At 68.6% G+C, this 25,031-nt stretch carries 23 protein-coding genes and 3 pseudogenes; 12 read left to right on the top strand and 14 right to left on the bottom strand.

What is annotated here, in order from left to right:
* The first annotated feature begins 104 nt into the window (after positions 1–104).
* On the top strand, positions 105–296 hold the full coding sequence (locus DL990_RS37605; RefSeq protein WP_125786033.1) for a hypothetical protein: 192 nt from the start codon (positions 105–107) through the stop codon (positions 294–296).
* A gap of 219 nt (positions 297–515) precedes the next feature.
* Positions 516–1,124, top strand: a complete 609-nt coding sequence (locus DL990_RS37610) for a DNA-binding response regulator (protein ID WP_199746772.1) — start codon at positions 516–518, stop codon at positions 1,122–1,124.
* Positions 1,125–1,284: 160 nt separating this feature from the next.
* Here the strand turns inward: DL990_RS37610 and DL990_RS37615 are convergent, their stop codons facing one another.
* Positions 1,285–3,606 (bottom strand): sensor histidine kinase, encoded by a 2,322-nt coding sequence (locus DL990_RS37615; RefSeq protein WP_125786032.1) that lies wholly within the window; start codon positions 3,604–3,606, stop codon positions 1,285–1,287.
* Positions 3,607–3,961: 355 nt separating this feature from the next.
* On the opposite strand from DL990_RS37615, the gene DL990_RS37620 reads away from it, so the two are divergent.
* A complete protein-coding gene (locus tag DL990_RS37620; RefSeq protein ID WP_125786031.1) occupies positions 3,962–4,582 on the top strand; it encodes an L-threonylcarbamoyladenylate synthase in 621 nt (206 codons plus the stop codon).
* 74 nt (positions 4,583–4,656) lie between these two features.
* Here the strand turns inward: DL990_RS37620 and DL990_RS37625 are convergent, their stop codons facing one another.
* The 3 genes from DL990_RS37625 to DL990_RS37635 form a co-directional block, all read right to left on the bottom strand.
* The gene (locus DL990_RS37625; protein ID WP_125786030.1) at positions 4,657–5,343 is read right to left on the bottom strand and encodes a winged helix-turn-helix transcriptional regulator; all 687 of its coding nucleotides are present in this window, start codon (positions 5,341–5,343) and stop codon (positions 4,657–4,659) included.
* 46 nt (positions 5,344–5,389) lie between these two features.
* Entirely contained in the window at positions 5,390–6,169 is a 780-nt protein-coding gene (locus DL990_RS37630; RefSeq protein WP_125786029.1) for an AfsR/SARP family transcriptional regulator, read from the bottom strand.
* 166 nt (positions 6,170–6,335) lie between these two features.
* Positions 6,336–6,941 (bottom strand): DNA-binding response regulator, encoded by a 606-nt coding sequence (locus DL990_RS37635; protein WP_125786028.1) that lies wholly within the window; start codon positions 6,939–6,941, stop codon positions 6,336–6,338.
* 437 nt (positions 6,942–7,378) lie between these two features.
* On the opposite strand from DL990_RS37635, the gene DL990_RS37640 reads away from it, so the two are divergent.
* Positions 7,379–8,374 carry a DUF1702 family protein gene (locus DL990_RS37640; protein WP_199746773.1) on the top strand — a complete coding sequence of 332 codons (996 nt, stop codon included), beginning with the start codon at positions 7,379–7,381 and terminating at the stop codon, positions 8,372–8,374.
* Positions 8,375–8,452: 78 nt separating this feature from the next.
* Here DL990_RS37640 and DL990_RS37645 read toward each other — a convergent pair whose 3' ends face one another.
* Positions 8,453–9,151, bottom strand: a complete 699-nt coding sequence (locus tag DL990_RS37645) for an AraC family transcriptional regulator (RefSeq protein ID WP_125786026.1) — start codon at positions 9,149–9,151, stop codon at positions 8,453–8,455.
* Between the two features lie 453 nt (positions 9,152–9,604).
* Here DL990_RS37645 and DL990_RS37650 point away from each other — a divergent pair, with 453 nt between their 5' ends.
* Positions 9,605–10,210 carry a DNA-binding response regulator gene (locus DL990_RS37650; RefSeq protein WP_125786025.1) on the top strand — a complete coding sequence of 202 codons (606 nt, stop codon included), beginning with the start codon at positions 9,605–9,607 and terminating at the stop codon, positions 10,208–10,210.
* A gap of 12 nt (positions 10,211–10,222) precedes the next feature.
* Here the strand turns inward: DL990_RS37650 and DL990_RS37655 are convergent, their stop codons facing one another.
* Complete coding sequence (locus tag DL990_RS37655; RefSeq protein WP_125786024.1) at positions 10,223–11,320, bottom strand: glutamate--cysteine ligase; 1,098 nt, start codon at positions 11,318–11,320, stop codon at positions 10,223–10,225.
* Between the two features lie 134 nt (positions 11,321–11,454).
* On the opposite strand from DL990_RS37655, the gene pip reads away from it, so the two are divergent.
* Positions 11,455–12,411: a prolyl aminopeptidase gene (pip, locus tag DL990_RS37660; protein WP_125801525.1), complete on the top strand. Its 957-nt coding sequence runs from the start codon at positions 11,455–11,457 to the stop codon at positions 12,409–12,411.
* A 181-nt stretch (positions 12,412–12,592) separates the two neighbouring features.
* On the opposite strand, the pseudogene DL990_RS42520 reads toward pip, so the two are convergent.
* The 5 genes and pseudogenes from DL990_RS42520 to ligD (DL990_RS37680) all read right to left on the bottom strand — a co-directional run.
* A pseudogene (locus DL990_RS42520) lies at positions 12,593–12,643 on the bottom strand (hypothetical protein); the annotation flags it as partial.
* 62 nt (positions 12,644–12,705) lie between these two features.
* Positions 12,706–13,002: pseudogene (locus DL990_RS42040) on the bottom strand (tyrosine-protein phosphatase); the annotation flags it as partial.
* Between the two features lie 332 nt (positions 13,003–13,334).
* A complete protein-coding gene (locus DL990_RS37670; RefSeq protein ID WP_125801526.1) occupies positions 13,335–14,591 on the bottom strand; it encodes an HNH endonuclease signature motif containing protein in 1,257 nt (418 codons plus the stop codon).
* A gap of 319 nt (positions 14,592–14,910) precedes the next feature.
* On the bottom strand, positions 14,911–15,735 hold the full coding sequence (locus DL990_RS37675; protein ID WP_125801527.1) for a DUF4097 family beta strand repeat-containing protein: 825 nt from the start codon (positions 15,733–15,735) through the stop codon (positions 14,911–14,913).
* A gap of 298 nt (positions 15,736–16,033) precedes the next feature.
* Entirely contained in the window at positions 16,034–16,993 is a 960-nt protein-coding gene (gene ligD, locus DL990_RS37680; protein WP_125801528.1) for a non-homologous end-joining DNA ligase, read from the bottom strand.
* A 21-nt stretch (positions 16,994–17,014) separates the two neighbouring features.
* Between ligD (DL990_RS37680) and ligD (DL990_RS37685) the strand changes: the two genes are divergently transcribed.
* The 5 genes and pseudogenes from ligD (DL990_RS37685) to DL990_RS37700 all read left to right on the top strand — a co-directional run bounded on the left by ligD (DL990_RS37685) (position 17,015) and on the right by DL990_RS37700 (position 21,682).
* Positions 17,015–17,932 carry a non-homologous end-joining DNA ligase gene (gene ligD / locus DL990_RS37685; protein ID WP_125786019.1) on the top strand — a complete coding sequence of 306 codons (918 nt, stop codon included), beginning with the start codon at positions 17,015–17,017 and terminating at the stop codon, positions 17,930–17,932.
* A 3-nt stretch (positions 17,933–17,935) separates the two neighbouring features.
* A pseudogene (locus DL990_RS42525) lies at positions 17,936–18,155 on the top strand (hypothetical protein); the annotation flags it as partial.
* A 117-nt stretch (positions 18,156–18,272) separates the two neighbouring features.
* A complete protein-coding gene (locus DL990_RS37690; protein WP_125786057.1) occupies positions 18,273–18,815 on the top strand; it encodes a MarR family winged helix-turn-helix transcriptional regulator in 543 nt (180 codons plus the stop codon).
* A 79-nt stretch (positions 18,816–18,894) separates the two neighbouring features.
* Positions 18,895–20,259, top strand: coding sequence for an aminotransferase class V-fold PLP-dependent enzyme (locus tag DL990_RS37695; RefSeq protein ID WP_125801529.1), 1,365 nt, complete (start codon positions 18,895–18,897; stop codon positions 20,257–20,259).
* Positions 20,260–20,293: 34 nt separating this feature from the next.
* A complete protein-coding gene (locus DL990_RS37700) occupies positions 20,294–21,682 on the top strand; it encodes an amino acid permease (protein ID WP_125801530.1) in 1,389 nt (462 codons plus the stop codon).
* On the opposite strand, the gene DL990_RS37705 is transcribed toward DL990_RS37700, so the two are convergent.
* Together DL990_RS37705 and DL990_RS37710 are read right to left on the bottom strand one after the other, a co-directional pair.
* Positions 21,660–22,634, bottom strand: coding sequence for an ROK family transcriptional regulator (locus tag DL990_RS37705; RefSeq protein ID WP_125801531.1), 975 nt, complete (start codon positions 22,632–22,634; stop codon positions 21,660–21,662). The two genes, DL990_RS37700 and DL990_RS37705, sit on opposite strands and share 23 nt — an antisense overlap.
* 8 nt (positions 22,635–22,642) lie before the next feature.
* Positions 22,643–23,071 (bottom strand): helix-turn-helix domain-containing protein, encoded by a 429-nt coding sequence (locus DL990_RS37710; protein WP_125786015.1) that lies wholly within the window; start codon positions 23,069–23,071, stop codon positions 22,643–22,645.
* Positions 23,072–23,199: 128 nt separating this feature from the next.
* On the opposite strand from DL990_RS37710, the gene DL990_RS37715 reads away from it, so the two are divergent.
* The gene (locus tag DL990_RS37715) at positions 23,200–24,612 is read left to right on the top strand and encodes an MFS transporter (protein WP_125801581.1); all 1,413 of its coding nucleotides are present in this window, start codon (positions 23,200–23,202) and stop codon (positions 24,610–24,612) included.
* Here DL990_RS37715 and DL990_RS37720 read toward each other — a convergent pair.
* Positions 24,552–25,016, bottom strand: a complete 465-nt coding sequence (locus DL990_RS37720; RefSeq protein WP_125801532.1) for an SRPBCC family protein — start codon at positions 25,014–25,016, stop codon at positions 24,552–24,554. The two genes, DL990_RS37715 and DL990_RS37720, sit on opposite strands and share 61 nt — an antisense overlap.
* Positions 25,017–25,031 lie beyond the last annotated feature (15 nt).

A 25,031-nucleotide genomic window follows, 5' to 3' on the forward strand; every position in this document is an offset into this window, starting at 1 on the left:
AAAGCACATCCCCGCGATGATGCATGGCACTGGCCGCGAACCGGCCCTGGGCAGCACGATTCCCTCAGCGAAGGAAAACCGCCGAACAGCCTGGGAGCCATTCGATGAAGAACGCTGTGACCGACAACGTCCGCTCGCTCTTCGCCGTCCGGGGAATCGACACCGGTTTCGCCGGAGGCCAGGTCGATCTGGTGATCGACCGTTTCGACAACTGGACCAATCAGCCGCGTGGTGAGGTCTTCAACTGTTTCACCGGAGCCTGTTGCACCGCTCCGCCACTGGCCGAGGCGAGCTGAGCGCACCCCACCGGACCGCCGCTCGCGCCCCGAAGGCGAGCGGCGGTCCGGCATGTCGACGGAAAGTAGCCGACCGACTGCGGAATCGGTCGCCCGCGCCGCTTTTGCCGTGACGTCCCCAAAATGGACCGGACCGACGCACCACCCGAACGGTGGAACGCGTTCCGTCCGGGCGTGTTTATGTTGGGGCCATGGGGGTGCGCGTGAGGGGACGGCGCGATGGTGATCAGAGTTCTGGTGGCCGAAGACATGCATATCGTCAGGGGAGCGCTCGTGGCGCTGCTGCGGCTGGAGCCCGACATCGAAGTGGTGTCCGAAGTGGCTTCCGGTGACGAGATCCTCACCGCCGCGCGGGTTTCCCGGACCCAGGTCGCGGTCATCGACATCGACCTTCCCGGCAAGGACGGGCTCACCGCGGCCACCGAACTCCACGAGCAGCTGCCCGAGGTCAGGACCCTGATCCTGACCAGCCTCGGCAGGCCCGGCACGCTCCGCCGGGCGCTGGCGGCCAAGGTGAACGGGTTCCTGTTGAAGGACGCCCCCGCGGAGAAACTCGCCAACGCCGTGCGCGGCGTGGCGGCCGGGCGCCGGATGGTCGACGGCGACCTGGCACTCGCCGCCTGGGACACCGTGGAATGCCCGCTGACCCCGCGGGAGATCGACGTCCTGCGGCTGACCGCCGAAGGCCGCGACACCCTGGAGGTCGCGGCGAAGGCCTTTCTTTCCACCGGAACCGTGCGCAACTACCTGACCACGATCGTTTCGAAGCTCAACGCGCGCAACCGGGTCGACGCGATCCGGATCGCCAGGGACTCCGGCTGGATCTAGGCCGTGTCCTGTAAGTCATGTTCGCGGTCTTCGCGCCCAGGTGGTCCCTGACGGTACGGACGGACGCGGCCGAGTACGACCCGGTACGAGGCCGATCCGCCCGCACCGCCAGGAACCACCTGGATCACGAAGCCCATCGAACAGACTTACCGGACACGGCCTAGACGGGCACCACGGCGTGCAGCCGGAACCGTCCGTCGGCCTCGACCCCGGCGGTCAGCTCCCCGCCGAGTCCGGTGACGCGGTCGGACATGTTCGTGATGCCGCTGCCCGGGGCCTCGACCCGCTCCGGCCGCTCCGGATCCGGTGGCCGTCCGTTCTGGACACCGTCGTTGACGATGTCGAGCGCGACGCCGTTCACGGTCCGCCGCACGGCGATCTCGCAGCGTTCGACCTTGCTGTGCCGCAACACGTTCGTCACGCCTTCGCGCAGCACCACGGCCAGCACCGTCCGCACCGTCGTCGGCAGGTCGTCCTGCTCGATCTCCAGGCGCACCTGGACGTCGGCGGCCACCAGCACCGCCTGCGCCGACCGGGACTCCTGATCCAGCGACAGTTCCCGGTAGCCGCTGGCCACCGAGCGGACGTCGGCCAGCGCCTGCCTGGTCAGCCCGAGGATCTCCAGCAGCTCGTCGGAGGCGCGGGTGGTGTCGATGTCCATGATCCGGCTGGTCAGCTCGCTCTTCAGCGCGATCGCCGACAGGCTCATCCCGAGCAGATCGTGCAGGTCGCGGGCGAACCGCAGCCGCTCCTCGGCGACCGCGACCTCGGCGAGGCGTTTCCTGGTCTCGCCCAGTTCGGTCACCAGCCGGATCAGCCAGATGAGACCGAAGACCATCAGCCCGGTGTTCAGGATGGACGCGAAGCTGTAGAAGCCGCCGAGGAAGTCGGTGCCGTAGCCGATCCGGATCAGCACCACGCCCACCGCGGTCGCGGCGAACGCCGTCCATCCGGCCAGCGGCGGCAGCACCAGCAGCGCGGTGCCGGCGAACAGGCTGGGCAGGCTCACCCAGGCGTGTCCGAGCGGGATCAGCGGCAGGAAGATCAGGCAGGCCTGCACGAACAGCAGCGCGTAGCTCTGCCGCGAGCGCAACCGGACGTTCGGCCGGGCGAAATAGGACAGTTGCAGCGTGGTCAGCGCGGTGAGATACCCGGCGATGAGCGTGAGGGACCAGCCGTCGTCGGTCAGCATGAAGGCCCGGGCCATCGCGGAGAGACTGAAGATGATGAAGACCGCGGACATCGTCCATTGGACGTTCCTGGCGTCGATCCGGGACCAGTGGCCGGGCTCCTGCTCCAGCGCCGCCTCGGCGGGCTCGGCCTGCTCGGGTACCGGGAGTTCGGCGTGCAGCCGCCAGCGGCCCGCCGGGTCGGTGCCCGCGCTGAGCTTCCCGCCGTGCCCGGCGACCTCCTCGGTCACCTCACGCAGGCTCTCCGCCGTCTCCTCCGGGACGTCCTCGTGTGCCGTCCCGTCGTGCGCGATCTCCAGCACGACGCGGCCCCCGGTCTCGCGCACGGTGATCTCGCAGTGCTCGACGCCGGTGTAGCGGAGCACGTTCGTCACACCCTCGCGCAGCACTTTCGCCAGCAGGGTGCGCAGCTTCACCGGCAGCTCGACCTGCTCGAGTTCGACCCGCACCGCGACGTTCGACGCCGAGAGCAGCGACACCGCGGTCCGTGATTCCTTGTCGAGCGAAAGCTCCCGGTAGCCCCTGGCCACCGACCGCACGTCGGACAGCGTCCGCTGGGCGATCCCGGTGATCTCGGCGAGTTCCGCCCGCGCCTGGTCCAGGGATTTGCGCAGCAGCCGGTGCACCAGCTCGCCCTTGAGCGCGATCGCGGACAGGCTGAGCCCGAGCAGGTCGTGCAGGTCCCTCGCGAAGGCCAGCCGCTGCTCGGCCACGGCCCGCCGCGCCAGTTCGGTCCTGGCCTGGTGCAGCTCGGTCACCAGCCGCGCGAGCCAGGTCAGCAGATACACGACCAGGGCGTAGAAGACGGCGGTGACGCTGTCGAACAACGCCCCGAGCCAGGTCTCGTCGTAGGTCCACAGGATCCAGATCGTGCCCGCCATGAACACGGTGAACACGGTCCAGCCCGTCCTCGGCCGGAACAGCAGCAGCGCACTGCCCGCGGCGAGGGTGGTCAGCGAGCTCAGCGCCGCGTCGAAGTGCAGGGTCGACAGGTAGGCCAGGCACGCCTGCACCGCCAGCATCGCTTTCGCGAGCCTGGTGTCCAGGCGGACCGCCGGACGGCTGAAGTACAGCAGCTGGATCGCCAGCACGGGCCCGACGTACAGCACCGCCAGCAGGCCATGCCAGAAGTCGACCCCCGGCTGCAGCAGAACCGCGAGGAGACCGAACAGACAGGAGTTGACGAAGACGACGGTGATGATCAGGCCGGCGAGGAACAATGCCCGCCGGGGACGCCGGTCGACCCCGGCGGTACCCAGAGGTTCGGCGGTCACCGCGAGCTGTTCCGGCACAGGCACCCCAGTGGTAACAGAAGAAGTCTCGGTCTTCGTCGTGCTTCCCCCTGCGTCGGCCGTGGCAGGCCGCCGCGCGACCTTCCATCGCCGTGTGATTCGGATCCTAACCCATGTTCGTTACCCTGGTGGCTTCTTCCGGGTAGGGGAGGACGGCCGCAAGGGAGACGCTTTCCCCGCTGGGGACAGGGAAAATCGCCTCGATCACCCGAGCGGGTGTGGTTCGTTCGGACCATGAGCGCGATCGCGGAAGACGCCACGATGGAAGACGTGTGCCGATCCGCCATTCTAATGTGTACGCCGTGCCGGGCGGGCTCTCGCGGCGGCCGCGGCCCGGTGGCCCTAAGCTCGGCGCATGGCCAGGTATTTCGACGTACATCCGGAGAATCCGCAACGACGCGCGATCGGACAGGTCGTCGGCATCCTGCGCGAAGACGGGCTCATCGCGTACCCGACGGACTCCTGTTTCGCCCTCGGCTGCCAGCTGGGGAACAGGCAGGGCATCGACCGCATCCGGAGCATCCGCAAACTGGACGACCGCCACCACTTCACCCTGGTGTGCCAGGACTTCGCCCAGCTGGGCCAGTTCGTGCACGTGGACAACGCGGTCTTCCGCGCGGTCAAGGCGTCGACGCCGGGCAGCTACACCTTCATCCTGCCCGCGACCAAGGAGGTGCCACGCCGCCTGCTGCACGCCAAGAAGAAGACCGTCGGCGTGCGCATCCCGGACCACGTGGTCACCCAGGCGCTGCTGGGCGAGCTCGGCGAGCCGCTGCTGTCGAGCACGCTGCTGCTGCCCGACCAGGAGGAGCCGATGACCCAGGGCTGGGACATCAAGGAACGCCTGGAGCACGTGGTCGACGCGGTGATCGATTCCGGCGAGTGCGGGGTCGAACCCACCACGGTCATCGATTTCTCGTCGGGGGAGCCGGAGATCGTGCGGCGCGGCGCCGGCGACACCGCACGCTTCGAATGACGCGATTCGGCACCTGCTTGCGGTCCTTGCACACGCAACGATCGCAAGCAGGTGCCGAATGGCGGAGGTCATCTTCAGTGCGTGACGAGCCCTTCGGTCTTCGACGGCGCCGAGGGGATGTGGAACAGCCTGGTGAACAGCTCCAGCATCGCGGGGTCGCCCTTCACCGCCACCGCGCCGCAGGTGAGCGCGCTCGCGGCGTCCAGCTCGCCGTTCAGCAGCTTGAGCACGACCGGGCCGCGTGGCTCGATGACGAGGTCCGGCTCCGGCAGGGGGCCCTCGCCCGCCGTAACCGCGCCGTCGTCGATCACCGCGTGGACGATCATCTGGTCGCCGTAGTGGAGTTCGAACGAGCACTGGAGGCCGCGGGCGGCGTCCGGCTGGAACGTCGTGTACAGCGACAGGATGGCCGCGTCGAGGGTGAACAGGTCGTCGGCCGCCGGGTCGGTCAGCGAACGGGCGCCCCACAGGCCCAGCTGCAGCAGGATCTGGTCGAGGTCGTTGCCGTACTCGGTGAGTTCGTAGACCACCCCGGCGTCGAGCTGAGAGAGCACCCGGCGCTGGACGACGCCGTGCCGTTCGAGCTCGTTGAGCCGGGTCGACAGGATGCTCGTCGGGATCTTCGGCAGGCCGTGCTGCAGCTCGTCGAAACGCTTCGGGCCGAGCACCAGGTCGCGGATCACGAGCAGGGACCAGCGTTCCCCGATGATCTCGAGCGCGCGGGCGAGGCCGCAGAACTGGCCGTAGGTGCGAGCGGTCATGCTTGACTCCTCAACTTCCTTGATCTGGTGACGGGGTGGTGCTCGTTCAGCGGACGGGGTGTCCCTCGGAAAGCAGTTCGCGGTGCAGCTCTCGCAGTTCGGCGCAGGGTTTCACCCCCAGTTCGTCCTCGAGCCTGGTCCGCAGCCACTCGAACGTCGCGAGCGCGTCGCTCCGCCTCCCGCTGAGCCCGAGCGCGCGGATCAGCTGGGCGTGCAGGGTTTCGTCGAACGGGTCGGCGGTGGTGAGCGACCGCAGCACGCCGAGCATCTCCCGGTGCTTGCCGGCGCGGATCTCGGCCTCGATCCACAGGTCGCGGGCGTTGCGCCGATGCTCCAGGAGATAGACCGTGTAGGCGGCCAAGGTCGGTCCACAGTGGATGTTCGCCAGCGGGGGACCGGACCACAGGTCCAGCGCGGTACGGAACGCGTGCGCGGCCGCCGCGTTGTCGCCTTCGTCCAGCAGGTCGCGGCCGAGGCGGTGAAGCCGGTGGAACTCCGACACGTCGACCACGCCCGCGTCGATGTCGAGCCGGTACCCGGGTGAGCTGGTGACCAGCAGTCCCCCGGTGCCGTCCGGGTCGAGATGGCGGCGGAGGTGGTGGACGTAGGTGTGCAGGGTCCGGCGGACACTGCGCGGCGGCGTGTCGTTCCACAGCTCGTGGACCAGCGAGTCGACGTGGACCGTCTTGCCGGGACGGATGAGCAGCATCGCCAGCAGTTGCAGGAGTTTCGGCGTGCTCGGCGCGCGGTCGACACCGCCGATGTGCAGCTCGAGCGGCCCCAGAACCCTGGCCGTGTCACCTTCTCCGATGGTCATCGCGTGCATCCCTGCCCCTCCGGCGGAATCCCCCTCAATGACGGTGACAGAGGCGGAACCTTCGGAACAGTGCCGGAAACACCCGGCGGCCGGTGATTTCTTCGTTGCCCCGTATGTGATCGTCACGACCTGGAGCGGAGAACCGGTTGTGGCAAAAGAGAAGACGCGGAATGGGTCAGAGCCAGTCGGAATCGGTGGCGATGCGGATGGCGTCCACCCGGTTGCGGGCGTTGAGTTTCGTGACCACCGTGGCGAGGTAGTTCCGCACGGTTCCCGGTGACAGGAACAGCTCCGCCGCGATGTCGGCGACCGTACGCCCGTTCGCGGCGAGGCGGAGGATCTCGGCTTCGCGCGGGGTCAGCGGGCAATCCTCGGTTTCCCAGGCGGACAGCGCGAGTTCACTGTCGATGACGCGGCGGCCGATGGCGACCGAGCGGACGGCGTTGGCGAGCTTGTCGGCGGGCGCGTCCTTGAGCAGGAACCCGTTCACCTTCGCGTCGAGCGCGCGGCGCACGGTGCCCGGGCGGCCGAGCGAGGTGAGGATCAGCGTGCGGACGCTCGGAAGCTGCTGATAGAGCTCGGAAGCGGCGGCGAGCCCGTCCTTGGCGGGCAGGTCTATGTCGATGATCGCGACGTCCGGCAGATACTCCGCGGCCATCGGAAGGATCTTGTCGCCCGAGCAGACCTCCGCGACCACCTCGATGTCCTGTTCGAGGTTCAGCAGAGCGACCAAGGCGCCGCGGACCATGTGCATATCCTCGGCCAATAGGACTCGGATCACTCCGACCTCCTCTTCCCCAGAAACGCGCTAACTCTCAGTGTACATAGCAAACCCGGAAGAGTGAATCGGAATCGCACGATACAAGGTTGCGGTTTTTTCGGCGGACTGCTCGGCCGGTCGGAACCCTGGTGAACTGCGACGATGGCATGGCTTCGACCACACTGAAACTGAGAGCGATCGATTACTCGCTGTTAGGTGAGAAGACGGTAAAACTATTGCCATAAGTGGTTTTCATTCCCTGTTGAGTACGTTCCATTACGGTGAATTCGTCCGGCGAACGGGTGAATTCGACGTCTTTCGAAGACGGGGATGGACTGTTCGGCGGTACCGGGGCGCCGACCTCGATCGGCCGTCGAGCGGACGGCGAGCACCGCGTGGTCTCCTCGGCACGAGCCGAGTTCGCGCGAAGCCGACACTATCCACAAAGGACGTAAGTGATGAGCTCATTGCTGGGTGCCCTGCGCAAGGTCATGTTCGCGCCTTCGCTGGCTTCGGTCGGCTTCGAGGGGCGAGGCTTCGGGGTATCGCCGACGCCGGCGACCGCCCGTCTGGAGTCGATCCCGCAGTCGGTGGTGTGCGGCTTCGAGTGGGGTATCGACGCGCCGGCGCTGTGGGAGGCCGAGCGGCGGCTGGACATGGTCGAGCCGGAGCTGCGCGGGTTCGCCTACGAGGGCGCGGCGATGGCGTTCACCATCCTCGACGTCATGCCCGGCGGCCGGACGGACCGTACGGCCGAACTGATGAGCGGCCCCGGCCTCCCGCACGTGTTCCTGACCTACATCGGCATCGGGTTCGCGATGGCCCGGCTGCCCCGCCCGCTGTGGAAGAAGGTGCTGCCGGAACTGGACGGCGTCCCGTTCCACCCGACGATGAGCTGGCTGGCCGTCGACGGCTACGCCTTCGATCGCGCCTACTTCGACACGCGCAAGTGGGTCGACCGGCAGTTCGTCCCCAAGCCGTACCCGTGGGCGGGCGCCCCCGGGTACTTCCCGCGCGCCTGCGACCAGGGCATCGGGCGGGCGCTGTGGTTCATCAACGGTGGCGACCCGGTGAAGGTCGCCGCGGCGGTGAACCGCTTCCCCGCCGGACGCCGTCCGGACCTGTGGAGCGGGGTCGGGCTGGCTGCGACCTTCGCGGGCGGCTGCGACCGGCCGGGGCTGGTGAGACTGCGTGAGTCGGCGGGGGAGCATCAGGACGAACTCGGCCTCGGTGTCGTGTTCGCGGTGAAGGCGAGGACGTTCTCGTCGTTCGTCCCGCCGCACACCCGCCGCGCCGCGCGGGCGCTCGCCGGGCTGAGCATCGAGGAGGCCGTCGACCTGGCCGACTCGACCGAGGTCACCGCCGACGCCGCGGACGGGACGCCCGCCTATGAACTGTGGCGGCAGAACATCCGGGACGGGCTGGCCCCGGCGGCGGGCCGCCTGTCCGCCTGAGGTGCCGCAGATGTCAGGAAAGGGTCGTTCAAGACGTTTTTCGTCCTGAACGACCCTTTCCTGAGATCCGGGAGAGGATCAGGCCGCGCGCTTGAACGGCTCCGGCCGGTGCCGCAGGTCGGGCAGCGCGAGCAGGACCGGCGGGTCGAACAGGCGCTTGGGGCGCATCCGCAGATCCGCCAGCCGCGCGGAGACGCCCGGTTCGACGGTGATCGGGCCGTGGTGCCCGGTGTACCCGGTGCCGCGGCGCATGGGCGGCCCGGTCACGCAGTGCGCGACGAGGTGCCAGGTGCCTTCCGGGACATCGGTCAGCTGATAGGGGCCGGGGGCGTCGATGACCGTGTAACGCACGGGCGCGCCCTCGGGGATGCGCGTCGGGAAGAGGCCGACGAAGACGAGGCCGGGCGAGATCTCCGGCGGCGCCGACACGAAACCTCGGACGACGGCCCGCTTCGCGCCCGGACGGGGATCGCCCGCGAGGTGGCGCTGGAACCCGCCCTGCCGTCGGTACGCGGACGGGGAGAGGCCGACCCGGCTGCTGAACCGCGTGCTGAAGGTGCCGACACTGTTGTAGCCCACCTGGCGGCTGATGTCGGCGACCGTGATCGAGGTCGTCAACAGCAGGCTCTTGGCCTCGTCGAGCCGCAGCGCGGACAGGAACCGGCCTGGCGAGACGCCGGTGGCCTGCTGGAACACCCTGGTGAAATGGAATTTGCTGAACGTCGCCGCACGGGCGATGTCATCGATAGTGAGCTCTTCGCCCAGTTTCTCGTTCATGGCCCCAATGGCTCGCTCCACGGCTCGCCGGACAGTCTCATCCATTGTACCGTCCTTTCGCTCGAGGAATTCTGGTCTGCTTTGCGGTTTCGACACTAGTGTTCGCCGCCGCTTCTCCTGAAGTGCTTGATTCACCGCCGGATATGGATTCATGTGTGCGCCGACGTGAAAATTTCACAGTGTCCCGGACATGCGAAAACCACGGTCCGGCGGTGCTGGGCACACTGGATCTCCCCGGCCGATGGCCGCAGAATTCCTGGTAGCGCATTCACGCCGGAACTTCCCCGGCCGTGTTGGCGCGGTCCGAAGAACGTATTCCCGCGGCAACACAGAACCGGCCCTTGACCGCGTCCCCCCGCGGCGGTCAAGGGCCGGTTTCCATTTCGCGGAACGTGTGTGTGAGGATAGTATCGGCGGCTCGGGGCGGGAAGCGGCGAAAGGCAGATGGGGTCGATGATCAAGGTCCTGGTGGCCGAGGACATGCACATTGTCCGTGGAGCCCTGGTCGCGCTGCTCGGTTTGGAACCCGACATCGAGGTCGTCGCCGAATGCGCCAGCGGCGACGAGATCCTCCCGCTCGCGCGGTCCGCGAATCCCGACATCGCGCTCATCGACATCGACCTGCCCGGCAAGGACGGGCTCACCGCCGCCGCTGAACTGCACGAACAACTGCCCGGCGTGCGCACGCTGATCCTCACCTCGCTCGGCAGCCCGGGAACCCTTCGGCGGGCCCTGGCCGCGAAGGTCAACGGTTTCCTGCGCAAGGACGCGCCCGCCGACAGGCTCGCGAACGCGATCCGCGGAGTCGCCGCCGGGCGGCGCGTCGTCGACGGCGATCTGGCGCTCGCCGCCTGGGACAGCGAGGAATGCCCGCTCACCGCCCGCGAGATCGAGGTGCTCCGGCTCGCGTCGGTCGGCTCCGACCCGACCGAGATCGCGGCCGAGCTGTTCCTGTCCGCCGGCACCGTGCGGAACTACCTGACGACCATCGTGTCGAAGCTCAGCGCCCGCAACCGGGTCGACGCGGTGCGGATCGCCAAGGAGTCCGGCTGGCTGTGACGCCGGTTCGTTTCACCGGGTCGGGACGTTCATCGTCGCGTGGGCGAGCTCCGCGGCGAACTCGCCCGGCGAAGCGGCTTCCGCGAACAACCGGCGCTGCCGGGCAGCGCCGGTCCCGTGTTCGAACACCGAGTCCAACCCCCGCTCGACGTCTTCCTCGTCGCCCGCGGCCCTGAGCGCCGGCCGGACGAAATCGACCAGTTCGCGGAGCAGGTCGCGCTGGTCGGCCTCCCTGCCGGTGAAGACGTCGATGCCCGGCCCGTCGAGGCCCCGGCGCGCGGCGGCCGTCAAAGCCGCGCCGATCCGGGTCCCGCGGGCCCGCGGCGGCCTCGTCGTCACGGCGCAGGTCGCGACCAGTCCGCGTACCAAGGCGGCCAGGAGCACCGCGTCGTCGACGGCAAGGCAGACGTCGGCGATGCGCACCTCGACCGTGGGATGGCGAGGGGAAAGGCGGGCGTAGAAGTACACCCCAGCCGCGTCGAGCGCGTCGCCTCGGCGCAAGGCGTCGCCGATACTCCGGTCGTACGCGGCCGCGCCGGACCATTCGTCCGGCGGTCTCGCCGTCGGCCAGCGGTCCCAGATCGGAAAGCGCCTGCTCGACCACCCGGAGTCGGCGCCGCGCTCCACCGGGGAGTTCACGCTGAGCGCCAGCAACGGGGAGAGCCACGGCCGCAGTCCGGTGAGGATCCGCGCGCCGAGATCCCGCGACGGCAGGCCGACGTGAACATGACATGCGCACGTTCCCGCCTCGTCGATCAGCTCCGGGAACGCCTGTGCCATCCGCCGGTACCGGGGCTCGGGGGTGAGCGTGTCCCCCCGCAGGTCGCCGGGCGGGATCCCCGCCGCCACCATGAGGCAACCGTCGGCTTCCGCCGCCGTCGCGACGGTCTGCCGCAACCGCGTCAGCTCCGAGCGCACCTCGTCCAGGCCGCGGCAGACGCCGGTCGCGGTCTCGATCTGGAACCGCATCAGCTCACCGCTGACGTCCGGCCCGGGAGCGAGACTTGCGAGAAGTTCGGGGGCACGCAACGTGACCGCGCCGTCCACCGGGTCGAGAAGGACGAACTCTTCCTCCACCCCAAGGGTGAAGTCCATGCCGTCGACCGCCATGTCTCTCCGTTTCCGGGGATTTCGCCGGTACCTCCGAATCTCCTCCTTCGAGCGCGGCGGGGAAAGGGCCGGTTTGCTGAACTTCGTTGCGGCGAAAGTGTTTCGTGGTCTCACTGACCGTCTAGGGTTGGCTCATGATCGATCTGTACCCACCTGCCGAGCCTTATGACAAGGGACTGCTCGATGTAGGTGACGGCAATTTCGTCTACTGGGAGACCTGCGGGAACCCGGACGGCAAACCGGCGGTCATGCTGCACGGCGGCCCCGGGCAGGGCCGCACGCCGGGGATGCGGCGGATGTTCGACCCGGCCCGCTACCGCGCGGTGCTGTTCGACCAGCGTGGCTGCGGCCGCAGCACCCCGCACGCGAGCGACCCCGCGACCGACATGCGGCACAACACGACCCACCATCTCGTCGCCGACATGGAACGGCTGCGGGAACACCTGGGTATCGAACGCTGGCTCGTCACCGGCGGTTCGTGGGGTACGACGCTCGCGCTCGCCTACGCCGAACGGTTCCCGGAGCGGGTCACGGAGATCATCGTCAGCGCGATCAGCACGACACGGCCTTACGAGATCGACTGGCTGTACCACGGCGCCGGCCGGTTCTTCCCCGAAGAATGGGCTCGCTTCCGCGGCGATCTCTCCGGTGACCTCGTCGCGGCCTACGCGCGGCTCATGGAAGATCCCGACCCGCACGTGCGGACCGACGCCGCCCGCTCATGGTGTGCCTGGGAGGACACCGTGCTCTCATTGGAACCCGGCGCGACCGTCCACAATGGTCCGATCGGCGACTGGGAACTGGCCTTCGCGCGCATCGTCACGCACTACTACTCCCACGCCGGCTGGCTGGAACCCGGCGCGCTGATCCGCGACGCCGTCCTGCTGCGGGACATCCCCGGTGTGCTGATCCACGGACGCCGGGACCTGAGCTGCCCGGTGGACACGGCGTGGGAACTCGCCCGCGCCTGGCCCGGCGCGGAGCTGCTGATCGACGACGGCTCCGGGCATCGGTCGAGCGACGTGAAACGGGCCTGGAAACTGGCGGCGCTGGACCGGTTCGCTTCACGAGGATCGGCTTCGGGTAAGTAGGCGGCTCCTTAACCGTCTGAGCCGGCTGTCGGTTGCGCCGTCCTTCAGCAGGTAAGGCGGCACACCTCCATGACGATCTTCCAGGTGGGCCAGCGTCCGGGGGATTGTGGCGCCACTGCAACCATCCGTGCACCGCATAGTCCGCGGCGATCGACGCGGCGGGCACTCCCGCGACGCTCAGCGCCGGCGCCACGAGCACCCCCGTCCGGTCTCGCCCGGCGCTGCGGTGCACCGCGATCGGACCCCAGCCGCAGGAAGACGTCCCGTGATCTGGCGTTGGTTGTCGTCGAGCATGGACCGGTGGGCGTCCGGCATGGTGGTGCCTTGTTCCGCCAGCTCGGCGATCAAGGGCGCATTGAGATAAACGGGATCATTCGCGAACGGGCTGGGCTCCCGCGCGGTCTCTCGCGCCCACCGGAGGTCCAGGATGCGACCGATCCCCGCCGCGCGAACCGCCGCTATCCCACCGGCGGTCAACCGATTGTGGCTGTCCGACCGGAGAAGCTCACCGAAACGGATCCGTCGGCCGTCGGCTGAGGGGAGCCCGCCTACGTCACGGCCGTTGAGGCAGCCTTCCCAATCCAGCTTCATCGAGCGACTCCCAAGGTGAACTGTTCCAAGGCCGGGTGATCACGAGCTCAAAGCGGCGGGCGCAGGTGGCGTGGTCGCGGGCGGGTCGGTGACGTACCCGGCCGGGGATGCTGTGGAAGGTGCTCCCAATGTGGCATTGGGGACGGTGAGTGTCCCCAATGCCGCATTGGGGGCACTGTGGTTTTGGGTCACCGTGGGCGCGCGAGGTTGGGTCGCCACATTGGAAGCGTCACGGTTTAGGCGCGTTTTCCTTATCTCCCAGGGGCTGGGGCGGCTTGGGGGTGGGTGTTCTCGCCGCAGTGGGTGTGTGGACGGCTTGGTGGGTGGTCGGCCTAGATCCTGAGGTGCATGGTGTTCCTCCGTGGTGTTCCGGTGGGGTCGAGGTAGGCGGGCGGGGTGAATTCGGGTAGTCCGTCTTGGGCGATGTGGACTTTCCATTTGCTGTGGTGGATGAGCCGGTGATGCCGGGTGCAGAGCAGTACGAGGTTGTCGATTTTGGTGTCGCCGTGGTGTCGCCAAAAAACGATGTGGTGTGCGGTGCAGCGCGGTACGGGCATATCGCAGCCGGGGAAGGCGCAGCCACCGTCGCGGATCGTCAACGCGTATTTCTGGGCGAGCGACACGGTCCGTTTGGAGCGCCCTATGTCCAAGGGTTCGCCTGCGGTGCCGAGGACGCCGGGTCGGACGCGGGCGTCGCAGGCGAGGATGCGGGCGTCGGTGGCGCTGATGGGTCCCACCAGATCCAGGTGGGCTTCGCCGATGTCGCGGATGAGGTCGTCGTAGGACATGGTGACGAGGATGTGGGTGGCTTCTCCTGCTTGGCCGGGGAGGTTGCGGCTGGTGGTTTTCAATCGGACGTAGTCGGTGAAGGCGTCGCCGTAGCGTTCGTCTTGGCTGCGGGAGTCCCGGACACCGTCGATGGCTTTGTGGGGTTTGGCCATCGGATCCAAATCCGACTTCAGGCGGGCGTAGGTTTCGAGGTCGAGGGTGGCTGTCAGGCCGAGGGTGCCGTCGCGGTGTTTGATGAACCGCATTTCTGGGCGGGTGTCTTGGGGGTCTTCGTTGCGGGGTTCTTTGCCGTCGGGGTCGAGTTTGTCCAGCAGGCGCCGTCCGGCGCGGGCGATCTGCCGAGGCCCGGCATGGCGAGCCAGGTCGACGAGGATCTTTTCCCCGGCTCGGGTGTCTTCGTCGGGGACGGTGGAGGGGATGCGGGCGAGGGTGCGGATGATGGCGTCGATCTGCGAGCCGCCGATCGCGCCTTCCGCGGCGGCTTCGGCCGTTAGCGGCGCCAGGGGTGGCTCGGGGTCTCCGCCGATGCACGGGCCCGGGTGCAGGGCGAGGACGCGGTCGGCGCGGGCACTGGCTTCCTTGTCCGTCACGTGGAAGTCCTCGAAGATCAGCGCCGCCAACGTCGAATGACCGCTGCATCCGCGCACGCCGCGGGAATTGATTTCCGCCAGGATCACGTTCTGTTCCGCATCCGCCTGTCGTTTGATGATTTCGAGTTCTTGTTTGCGGGCGTGCAGCGTCACGGTGTCGACGCGCCACCACTCGGTGGGCGTCGTCGGGGGTGCGTCGTTGCTGGCCACGACCCCGACACTACACCTAATCGAACAGGCGTGCGAGCCCTAATGGTCTAGCGTGGAAAAGAATCCGAAATGCACGTGCAGAGAAAGCAGCGAAGCGCGCGAAGCAGAGAAAGCAGCGAAGTAGAGAAAGTCGTGAAGCAGCGAAAGCGGCGAAGCGCTCTTAAACACGCGAAGCGCACCGCAATTAGGTGACTAATTGCGGCAAATTCGCACCACGTCACCACTCCAAGGCGGCAGCGCCACCCAAGCGTCCCGAAGAAACCCTTGGAGGGCACTGCCGCCCAAAAGACCACGAACCCGCGACCCGGAACACCAGGACTCAAGCCGCCCGGTGGATGACGATGTCGTCGAGGCGAGTGCGGGCGTAGACCTTGACCCCGCCCTGTCCGCCGTCCGTGGCGATGGAGTTGCGCACGGATCCCTTGGTGCTCTTGGCATCCACCGACGCGGTGCCCCCTTCGATCCCGACCTCGATGCCGCCGGACGCGTTCACCAGCTCGGCCTTGCCACGCGACAGCCTGCCTACGCGGATCGGGCAGTTGGCGGCCTGTGCGGCGACGTCGCCGTCGGCGCGGTCGATGTCGAAACTCCCGCTCGAACCGGAGAGGTCGACGTCGGACCGGGCGTGCCCGATCCAGACCTTCCCGGTCGCGCCCTCGTATCGGACGGTGCCCTCGACCTCGCCGATCCGCACTCCGGCCGAGCCGCCGTCGACGTCCACGGTGCCGGCGACGTGCCCGATCGCGATCTCGCCCGCCGCCAGGTTGCCGCGCACCGACGCGACGCGGTCGACCTGAATCCGGCCTGACGACACCTCCAGCGCGCACTCGCCGAACCGGCCTTCGGCGGTCACGTCCGACCAAGCCGTGTTGAGGACCAGCTGGGAACCGGTGGGCACCTCGATGGTGATCGCGACCGAACCTTTCTTGCCGCCCGCCTTCTTCGTCTCGATCGACAGCTTGCCGCCGTCGAAGCCGACCTTGGTGTTCTCGGCGACCTTCACGTCCGACTTGCTCGCGGCGTCGATCGGCTCGACGAGCACGACCGTGTCCGGACGTTCGCTCGCGGTGACGCGGACCCGGGCGCCCGCGGTGGTCAGCGTGGCGGTGATCGGTGCCGGTGTTGGTGTTGGGAAGACAGACATGAGAGGAACTCCTCGGTCGCGGTGATCTTTCGTTGTGAGAGCAACGATCGCCGACCGTGCTGACACGGGACCGCCACGACGCTGACATGCCGGGGACACGACGCCGGAACAGGTCAGGACGCTCCCGTCCTCGCGGAGTGGCCGAACATCGGTGTGGATGGAAGGGCGACGCGATGTCCGTCGACATGGAACGTGACTGGGGTGAGTTCCGGCCGGAAGGAGGGCCATTCCGGCCAGGCGATCCTCGATCGCTACGACAAGTTCGAGCGGGCCGGGGTCATCCGGCCGACGTGAGCCACTACGACGGCAGTACGACGTCGTCGGGGGTCTTGTCCGCGCGCAGCCCTCGCCAGGTCGTGTGCCGCAGGCGGCCGTCCGGGGTCCAGTTCCGGTGCACGACCTCCCCGACGAGCTCCGGCTCCACCCACCGCGCCCGCCGCGCCCGGTCACGCGGGACTTCCGAAGCGAAAGGAGGTGTCTTCCGTGCCAGTGGCGCGAGCCTGGCATGCAGGTCTTCGAGGGCCTTGTCGCTGAACCCGGTGCCGACATCGCCGATGTAGCGCAGATCGCCGGACTCGTCGTGCGCGCCCAGCAACAGGGCGCCGAGAGTGCCCGAACGCCGCCCTTCGCCGGCGCGCCAGCCACCGATGACGACCTCTTGGGTGTGCCACAGCGCCCGTTTGAACCATTGCCGCGTCCGCTTGCCGGGGTAGTACCGGCTGTCGAGCTTCTTCGCTATCAGCCCTTCGAGCCCGTGCTCCCGGGCGACCTCGAGCAGCCGATCGGGAGAGATGTCGCTGTCGGTGTACCCCGGTGGGATGACGATGCGGCCACCGCCGCCCAGGGACGTCAGCAGCTCGCGGCGGGCGGCGTAGGGCTCGTCGAGCAGGAGGTCGCCGTCGAGGAACAGCACGTCGAAGGCGAAGAAGTGCACGGGGCTGCGCTCCAGCAGCGACGCGTCCGGCGTGCGCAGATGCCGTGTTTGCAGCAGCGGGAAGCTCGGCCGCCCCTTGTCGTCGAGGACGACGATCTCGCCGTCGAGGACGGCTTCGCGGCCATCGAGCGCTTCGCCGGTCACGTCCGGGTACGTCGCCGTCGTGTCGAGGCCGCGCCGGCTGGTCAAGCGCGTCTCGCCGTCGCGGGCGATCCGCAGACAGCAGCGGTAGCCGTCCCATTTGTACTCGTACCCCCACCCGCCGGTGGGCAGGTCGCCGTCGGTCGCCAGCATCGGGGCGATCGCATCCGGCACGGTGGTCATACCTCACGGTACCGTCGAGGGGTGCCTGAGGAGCGGATAACGGTCGAGGTCGAGGGACGGCGGCTGGCGCTGTCCAATCTGGACAAGGTGCTCTACCCGTCGCACGGTTTCACCAAACGGGAGGTCCTCGACTACTACCGCAGGATCGCCCCCGTGCTGCTTCCGCATCTGCGCGATCGCGCCGCCACGTTCCGCCGTTTTCCCGACGGTGTCGACGGGGAACCGTTCTACGAGAAGAACGTTTCCCGGCACGCGCCCGATTGGGTGCGCACCGCGCGGCTCACCAACCGGGGCCGTCGCGGCGGGGAGGAGACGCTCGATTACCCCGTCGTCGGCGACCTGCCGACGTTGATGTGGGCCGCCAATCTCGCCGCGCTGGAACTGCATGTTCCACAGTGGACGGTCGGCCCGCGCGGCGCGCGGAAATCACCCGATCTGCTCGTCTTCGACCTCGATCCCGGCCCGCCCGCCGACGTCGTCGACTGCTGCCGGGTGGCCGAGACGCTCAGCGACCTGCTCACCGGAGACGGTCTCACCGTGTACGCGAAGACCAGCGGCAACAAGGGAATGCAGTTGTACTGCCCGGTGCGCACCCGGTCGGACGAACGTACCTCCTCCTACGCCAAGGCGGTCGCGGAGGAGCTCGCGCGCCGGTCACCGGAATCCGTGGTCGCGCGGATGACGAAGGCGATCCGCCCCGGCCGCGTGTTCATCGACTGGAGCCAGAACAACACCGCCAAGACCACCATCGCGCCGTACTCGCTGCGGGGCCGCGCCATCCCGACCGTCTCCACGCCCGTGACCTGGGAAGAGGTCGAATCCTGCCGCAAGGCCGCCGACCTGCTGTTCACCGCCGACCAGGTGATCGAACGCGTCGAGGAGATGGGTGACCTGTTCGGCGACATCACCGAGCACCGCGCGGCCGTCCCCGCCCGGTGACCGATGCTGCGAGCCGTGGCGCAGGGCAGGGCCGAGATCACCGTCAGCCTGGAGCCGGATCTCTACGTCGACGGCCTGCCGTGCAGTGACCAGAACACGGCCCACCGCCTCGCCAACGCCGGGCTGATCCGGACGGCCGCGTGAAGGCGTTCCGGGCAACCGGGTGGCCGCCGAGTTGTCCGAAACCGGACAGGATCTGCTGGAGCGCTTGGTGTCCGCCGCCTGGCGCGGAGCAACCCGGAAAGACCACTGTGGACTCCGACCCGTTCCGCATACGATCGGCGGAGCGGGTGCGCGGGGGTGCGCGCCCACCGGGCTGGTGCCTCCGGGGCCGGTGAGGATGTGGCTGTTGACCGGGTATCACACACTGGCCGAGACCGAGAACGCCGTGCGGGCCAAACTGGGCGGGATCCCGCTGTTGTGGGAGCGGATGGAGGCGGTCGCCAACCTCCACCGCGCCGCGACGGCGGTGCGGCTGCACTTCGAGAACTCGGTCCTCCGCAACGCGGGCCTCACCTGGACCGCGTTCGTGGTGCTCTGGGTGGTGTGGATCTTCGGCGAGAAGGAGACCAGGCACGTCGCCGCCGAGTCCGGGATCACCAAGGGGACGCTCACCGGCGTGATGAAGACCCTGGAGGCGCACGGCCTGGTCACCCGGCGCAAACATCCGGTCGACGGACGTTTGGTGTTGCTCGCGCTGACGCCCGAGGGGGAGCGGCTGATGCGGGAGCTCTTCCCCGAGTTCAACCAGGAGGAAGCGTTCGTCACCGATCGGCTCAGCCCCGCGGAATGCACCGAGCTGGCCGCTTCGCTGCGCGAGATCGTCAGGCAGCTGGAGGAGAAGGGCGAGGAGCGGCGTCAGGCGGCGGCCCGGGGCGACTGACCCCTACCGAAGACGGTTGCGCGAGACCTCCGGAGACTCCTACGTTTTTTGGAGCCGAACGAAGCGAAGGGCGCGCTTGATGGACTTCCGGTACTGGCTCGGTCAGGCGTTGACGTCGAACGAGGCGTGGGGGGAGACGTTCGCCCCCTTCCGGCCGCATCCGTCGCTGGAGATCTCCGACGGGCTGTTCGAGGCCGCGTTCGAAGAGCTCACCGAGCGGCTGAAGCACAACTACCCGTTCTTCCACCCGTCCTACGCCGGTCAGATGCTGAAACCGCCGCATCCGGCCGCGGTGGTCGGCTACCTGACCGCGATGCTCGTCAACCCCAACAACCACGCGCTCGACGGCGGCCCCGCGACCGCCGAGATGGAACGTGAGGTCGTCCGGCAGCTGGCCACGATGTTCGGCTACCCGGAGCACCTCGGGCATCTGACCACCAGCGGCACGGTGGCGAACCTCGAGGCACTGTTCGTCGCGCGGGAAACGCATCCGGGCAAGGGGATCGCGTACAGCGCCGAGGCGCATTACACGCACGGCCGGATGTGCGGCGTACTCGGCGTCGAGGGGCATACGGTGCCCGTCGACGCCCGGGGCGCGATGGATCTCGACGCGCTCGAAGAACTGTTGCGCACCGGGAAGATCGGCACCGTGGTGCTCACCGCCGGCACGACCGCGCTCGGCACGGTGGACCCGGTCCACGAGGCGCTGGCGCTGCGCGAACGGTACGGCGTCCGGGTGCACGTCGACGCCGCCTACGGTGGGTTCTTCCGGCTTCTGTCCGGTTTGGACGGTCCGGAAGGGCTGCCCGAGGCCCCTTGGCTCGCCATCGCCGAGGCGGACTCGATCGTCATCGACCCGCACAAACACGGCCTCCAGCCCTATGGCTGCGGCGCGGTGCTGTTCAAGGACCCCGGGGCGGGCCGGTTCTACCTGCACGATTCGCCGTACACCTACTTCACCTCGGAAGACCTGCACCTCGGCGAGATCAGTCTCGAATGCTCCCGCGCGGGTGCCGCGGCCGCCGCGCTGTGGCTCACCTTCCGGGTGCTGCCGCCCACCCCCGACGGCCTTGGCCGGGTGCTCGCGGCCGGTCGCCGCGCGGCGCTGCGGTGGGCGAAACTGCTGGAGGACTCCGAGCGGTTCGACCTGTACCAGCGACCGGAACTCGACATCGTCACCTACTTCCCCCGCACGGACCCGTTTTCGCTGTCGAAGATCGACCAGGAGAGCGCGCGGATCCTGCGCAACGGCATGGCCGCGGCGAGGGAACCGGTGTTCCTCAGCACGCTCCGGGTGAGCGAGCCGCAGTTCGGTCTGCGTCACACCGGGGCCGACGCGGATGCGGACGGCGCGAGGATCCTGCGTAGCGTGCTGATGAAGCCCGAAAGCGAGGACCACGTCGACCGGCTCCACGAGCGGCTGGAAGAGTTGTCCCGCGGTTGAGCTTCTCAGTACGCCGCAGACGAATGGATCCGCCATGCCCGAACCAGGTCCCGCCGAACCCGTGACCGCGATCGAGACCCGGTCGCTCGGCACCGGTTTCCGGCGGCGCCACGTCACCATGCTGGCCATCAGCGGGGCCATCGGCGCCGGGTTGTTCGTCGGCACCGGCGCGGGGATCAAGACCGCGGGCCCCGGCATCCTGCTGTCCTATGTGGTCGCGGGCCTGCTCATGGTCCTGGTCATGCGCATGCTGGGCGAGATGGCCGCCGCCGAGCCGAGCAGTGGTTCGTTCTCGGTGTACGCGGAGAAGGCGCTCGGGCGCTGGGCCGGGTTCACCGTCGGCTGGCTGTACTGGTCGCTGCTGGTGGTCGTGGTGGCCGCCGAGGCCACCGCGGCGGCGGGGATCGCGAACGGGCTGCTGCCGGTGCTTCCACAGTGGACCTGGGTGCTGCTGTTCATGGCGGTGCTGACCGTGGTGAACCTGTTCGCGGTGCGCTCGTTCGGGGAATTCGAGTTCTGGTTCGGCGCGATCAAGGTGACCGCCGTGGTCGGTTTCCTGGTACTCGGCACACTGGCGGTGTTCGGGGTCCTGCCGGGGACCTCACCGGTCGGGCTGGACAATCTCACCGGGCACGGCGGTTTCCTGCCCAACGGCCTCCAAGGGGTGCTGACCGGTCTGCTCGCGGTCGCGTTCTCCTTCGGTGGCATGGAGCTGGTCACCATCGCCGCGGCGGAATCCGACGACCCGGCGGACTCGATCCGCCGCACCACGCGCACGGTCATCGTCCGCCTGCTGCTGTTCTACATCGGTTCCGTGGCGCTGATGGTGTTGTTGCTGCCGTGGGAGTCCGCCTCGGCGAACACCAGCCCGTTCGTGACCATCCTGGAGCAGATCGGGGTGCCGTCGGCGGCGCTGCTGATGAGTTTCGTGGTGCTGACCTCGCTGCTTTCGGCGCTGAACGCGAACCTCTACGGCGCCTCGCGGATGGTGTTCTCCCTTGCCGACCGCGGTGAAGCGCCGCGCGCGATGCTCAAGCTGTCGGGAGCGGGCGTCCCCCGGACCGCGGTGCTGGCGTCGGTGGCCTTCGGTTTCGTGGCCGTACTGCTGAACTTCCTCGCCCCCGAACACGTGCTGCCGTTCCTGCTGAACGCCATCGGCGCCAACATCCTGCTGGTGTGGATCTTCATCGCGATCTCGCAGCTCAGGCTGCGCCGGGCCGCCGACCGTGACGGCACGGCCGCGGAGCTGCCGGTGCGGATGTGGGGTTTCCCGTGGCTCAGCTGGATCGCGCTGATCGCGATGGCGGGCGTGCTCATTCTCATGTGGACGGACGCCGACGCGAGGACACAGCTGTTCACCAGCGGTGCGGTGGCCGTGCTGATCGTGGTGATCGGCCTGCTCAGGCGACATCCGCGACGCTGAACAGCTCGCGCTCCACGCGGCTGAGGGCGAGCCGGACCGCGCCGAGCGCCACCGAATCTTCGCCCAGTGTCGACGTCTCGACGCGTACCGGGAACAGGCACAGCCGGGCCAGTTCGGCACGCAGCGGCGTCATCAGCGGGTTTCCGGTGCCGCCGATCACCACCAATTGCGGGTCGACGGCGAGGACGGTCGCGGCGACGAGTTCGACGAACCCACCGGTCCGGCGCAGTGCGCCGATCTCGCCCGCCGCGCCGTGGTGGCCGGCGTGCAGCTTCCCGCCGAGCAACAGGCCCAGTGAGACGGTGCGCCCGGCGTGCACGTAGACGACGTCGTCGAGGCCGTGCGCGGCGCCGCGCCAGTGTTCGGCCAGTGTCGAGAGCTTGGTGTCGTTCCCGGCCAGCACCGGGCATCCGCCGCCGAACTCCGCGGGAAGGTCGACACCGGTCCAGCCGGGAAGGCGGTCGTCGCGGACGACCTTGCCGCCGGACACCACGCCGGTGGTGCCGACGCCGAGCAGCCGCACGTTGACGTGGCCTTCGACGGCCGTGCCGAGCACCCGGCGCGCGGCACCGAGCCGGTCGGAGGCGGCCATTTCCGGGGTGAGGCCGGTCTTCGCCCGCCCGACGACCTCGCCCCGCAGGTCGGCGACCAGGCACAACGCCTGGTGCGGGCCGACTTCGAGGCCGGCGACGTGGCCGGCCTCGGGCCGGAAGCGGTAGCGCTTGGCGGGTCTGCCGACCGGTCGCGGCGCGTCGGGGGAGAGCGGCACCTCCTCGACCAGGCCCTGTTCGCCGAGGTCGGCGGCGATCTCCTCGACCGTCGGCCGGGAGACCTCGCTCGCCTTGACCAGGTCCGCGAGGGTGAGTTCCTCGGCCGCGTACAGCGCCCGCAGGACGGCGATGGCGTTCAGCCGCCGCAGCAGTGACGGATCCCCTCGCGACAGTCTGGCCATGCGGCTCCCTAAACGGTGACGCGTTTGTCGTACTGGGCGCGCGCGAGGGCGATCTCGCTCTGGTGGTCTTCGGTCCAGGTGACCAGCGACTGGATGGTCTTGTGCAGCGTCATCCCCAGCGGCGTCAGCGCGTACTCGACGCGGGGCGGCACCACCGGATAGACGGTCCGGTTCACCAGCCCGTCGCGTTCGAGATGACGCAGCGTGGTGGTGAGCATGCGCTGGCTGATGCCGTCGATCTTGTACTTGAGCTCGGTGAACCGCAGCGTGTTCCGGTCGAGCAGCGCGATGACCAGGAGCGACCACTTGTCCGCCACCCTGTCCAGGATCTGGCGGACCTCGCAGTCCTCGCGCGTGTCCCACTGGAAGGCCTCGTAGTCCTCCTCGGTGAGTTCACAACGACTAGGTGAGTTCAAAGTGCCTTCTTCCATGGTCATCGATAGTGACGGAAGATCCCCTTGGTTACAAGAGGGAACCGACCGGCTGATGAGTAACCGTTGGTTCCAGTTCACTGAGGGAGAAGACCTTGACCAACTCGCAAACGCCGCCGAGTGCCGCCGACCGGATGGGCGGCCGGGCCTGGGGCGTGCTCATAGTGCTGTGCGGCGCCATCTTCCTGGAGGGCATCGACGTCGCGATGCTGAACGTGGCGCTGCCGTCCATCCGGGCCGAACTCGGCCTGTCGACGGCGACGCTGAGCGGCGTGGTGAGCGCCTACGTGCTCGGCTACGGCGGGTTCATGCTGCTGGGCGGGCGCGCCGCAGACCTGTACGGCCGCCGTCGCATGTTCCTCGGCTGGCTGGTGGTGTTCCTCGTCTTCTCCGGGCTGGGCGGGTTCGCCACCGAGGGCTGGATGCTGCTGCTCGCCCGGTTCGTCACCGGTGTCGCCGCGGCCTTCATGACCCCGGCAGGCCTCTCGATCATCACCACGAGCTTCGAAGAGGGCCCGAAACGCAACAAAGCGCTGCTGTTCTACGCCGGTACCGGGGCGGGTGGCTTCTCGCTCGGCCTGGTCATCGGCGGCCTGCTGGCCAGGATCGACTGGCGCTGGGTGTTCTTCACGCCGGTGATCCTGTCCGCCGTCATCCTGGTCGCCGCGCTCTGGCTCATCAAGGAACCCGCGCGGCAGGGGCGCGGGCCCCGTCGCCTGGACTTCGCCGGAGCGCTCACCGTGACCATGGCGATGCTGCTGATCGCCTACGCGGTGGTCCGGCTGGAGCACCCCGCGCAAGGCTGGGGCTGGACCGTGGCGTCCTTCGCCGGGGGAGTGGCCGCGCTCGTCACCTTCGTGGCCGTCGAACGGCGCTCTCCCGCGCCGCTGGTGCGCCTGGGCATCCTGAGGTCGGGACCGCTGGTGCGGGCGAACGTCAGCGCCTTGCTCTTCGCGGGTTCGTTCTTCGGGTTCCAGTTCCTGGTCACGCTGTACCTGCAGGAACTCCGGGGCTGGTCGACGCTGGAGACGAGCCTGGCGCTGCTGGCCGTCGGGATCGACGCGATCCTGGCACCGACGCTGACCCCGCGCCTGGTGGCGAGGTTCGGCAACACGCGGCTGATCTTCGGCGGCTTCGTGCTCGCGGCCGTGGCGTACGCGCTCTTCCTGCCGTTGGGCCTGGACTGGACGTACGCGGCGATGTTCCCGTCGATGATCATCCTGGGCCTCGGGTTCGCCCTCGCCTACGGTCCGCTGACGATCGTCGCCACCGACGGGATCGCCGAGGACGAACAGGGACTCGCCGGCGGTCTGCTGTACACGGCGTTCCAGTTCGGCGCGGCGCTCGGGCTGTCCGCGGTGACCGCCGTCAACGTCGCCGCCCTCGGTGACGGGTCGCGAGAGGCCGCGCTCGGCGGCTTCCGCGCGGCGCTGGTCGTGCCGCTGGTGATGGCCGTCCTCGCCGCGATCGTCATCGCGTCCGGCCGTCAGCGCGTTTCGGCGAAGGCGGCCAGATTGGCGAGCGAAGAGGCGATCCCGGTCTCGTGATCCGCCTGGCCGATGCCGGACGGGACGTCCGTCGCGGTGACGGTCACTTCGGTGCCGTCACCTGCGGCGGCCAGCTCCCAGGTCATCGTCATGGTGCCGGCGAACGCCGGGTCCCCGGACTCGAACACGGCCAGCTGCACCACGCGTTTCGCGGGCACCAGGTCGGCGAACCCGACTTCGACCACGTCCGTCGCGTCCGACGATTTGCCGGGCGCGGCGGACGCGTCGAGGTAGGTGAGGATCATCCGGAAGCCGCCACCCGGCCGCGGATCCCAGCGGTCGATCCGGCCGCGCATGCCTTCGGGCGGCAGCCAGGCCTCCAGCGACTCGCGGTCGAGGAGGGCCTGGTAGACGGTCTCGGGCGAGGCGGCGATCACCCGGCGGCCGCTGTCGATCCTGTCCATCGTCCCGAGTCTAGG

It is taken from the genome of Amycolatopsis sp. WAC 01416 (assembly GCF_003947485.1).
Classification (GTDB): domain Bacteria; phylum Actinomycetota; class Actinomycetes; order Mycobacteriales; family Pseudonocardiaceae; genus Amycolatopsis.

What these genes read in the sequence shown, in the direction of transcription:
- ligD (WP_125801528.1), bottom strand. Translation starts at nt 16,993, where the DNA reads ATGACCACCGTGCCGGATGCGATCGCCCCGATGCTGGCGACCGACGGC.
- DL990_RS37705 (WP_125801531.1), bottom strand. Translation starts at nt 22,634, where the DNA reads ATGGCCAGACTGTCGCGAGGGGATCCGTCACTGCTGCGGCGGCTGAAC.
- DL990_RS37655 (WP_125786024.1), bottom strand. Translation starts at nt 11,320, where the DNA reads ATGGCGGTCGACGGCATGGACTTCACCCTTGGGGTGGAGGAAGAGTTC.
- DL990_RS37630 (WP_125786029.1), bottom strand. Translation starts at nt 6,169, where the DNA reads ATGCACGCGATGACCATCGGAGAAGGTGACACGGCCAGGGTTCTGGGG.
- pip (WP_125801525.1), top strand. Translation starts at nt 11,455, where the DNA reads ATGATCGATCTGTACCCACCTGCCGAGCCTTATGACAAGGGACTGCTC.
- DL990_RS37710 (WP_125786015.1), bottom strand. Translation starts at nt 23,071, where the DNA reads ATGACCATGGAAGAAGGCACTTTGAACTCACCTAGTCGTTGTGAACTC.
- DL990_RS37625 (WP_125786030.1), bottom strand. Translation starts at nt 5,343, where the DNA reads ATGACCGCTCGCACCTACGGCCAGTTCTGCGGCCTCGCCCGCGCGCTC.
- DL990_RS37620 (WP_125786031.1), top strand. Translation starts at nt 3,962, where the DNA reads ATGGCCAGGTATTTCGACGTACATCCGGAGAATCCGCAACGACGCGCG.
- DL990_RS37610 (WP_199746772.1), top strand. Translation starts at nt 516, where the DNA reads ATGGTGATCAGAGTTCTGGTGGCCGAAGACATGCATATCGTCAGGGGA.
- DL990_RS37645 (WP_125786026.1), bottom strand. Translation starts at nt 9,151, where the DNA reads ATGAACGAGAAACTGGGCGAAGAGCTCACTATCGATGACATCGCCCGT.
- DL990_RS37650 (WP_125786025.1), top strand. Translation starts at nt 9,605, where the DNA reads ATGATCAAGGTCCTGGTGGCCGAGGACATGCACATTGTCCGTGGAGCC.
- DL990_RS37720 (WP_125801532.1), bottom strand. Translation starts at nt 25,016, where the DNA reads ATGGACAGGATCGACAGCGGCCGCCGGGTGATCGCCGCCTCGCCCGAG.
- DL990_RS37675 (WP_125801527.1), bottom strand. Translation starts at nt 15,735, where the DNA reads ATGTCTGTCTTCCCAACACCAACACCGGCACCGATCACCGCCACGCTG.
- DL990_RS37700 (WP_125801530.1), top strand. Translation starts at nt 20,294, where the DNA reads ATGCCCGAACCAGGTCCCGCCGAACCCGTGACCGCGATCGAGACCCGG.
- DL990_RS37640 (WP_199746773.1), top strand. Translation starts at nt 7,379, where the DNA reads ATGAGCTCATTGCTGGGTGCCCTGCGCAAGGTCATGTTCGCGCCTTCG.
- DL990_RS37605 (WP_125786033.1), top strand. Translation starts at nt 105, where the DNA reads ATGAAGAACGCTGTGACCGACAACGTCCGCTCGCTCTTCGCCGTCCGG.
- DL990_RS37690 (WP_125786057.1), top strand. Translation starts at nt 18,273, where the DNA reads ATGTGGCTGTTGACCGGGTATCACACACTGGCCGAGACCGAGAACGCC.
- DL990_RS37695 (WP_125801529.1), top strand. Translation starts at nt 18,895, where the DNA reads ATGGACTTCCGGTACTGGCTCGGTCAGGCGTTGACGTCGAACGAGGCG.
- DL990_RS37715 (WP_125801581.1), top strand. Translation starts at nt 23,200, where the DNA reads ATGGGCGGCCGGGCCTGGGGCGTGCTCATAGTGCTGTGCGGCGCCATC.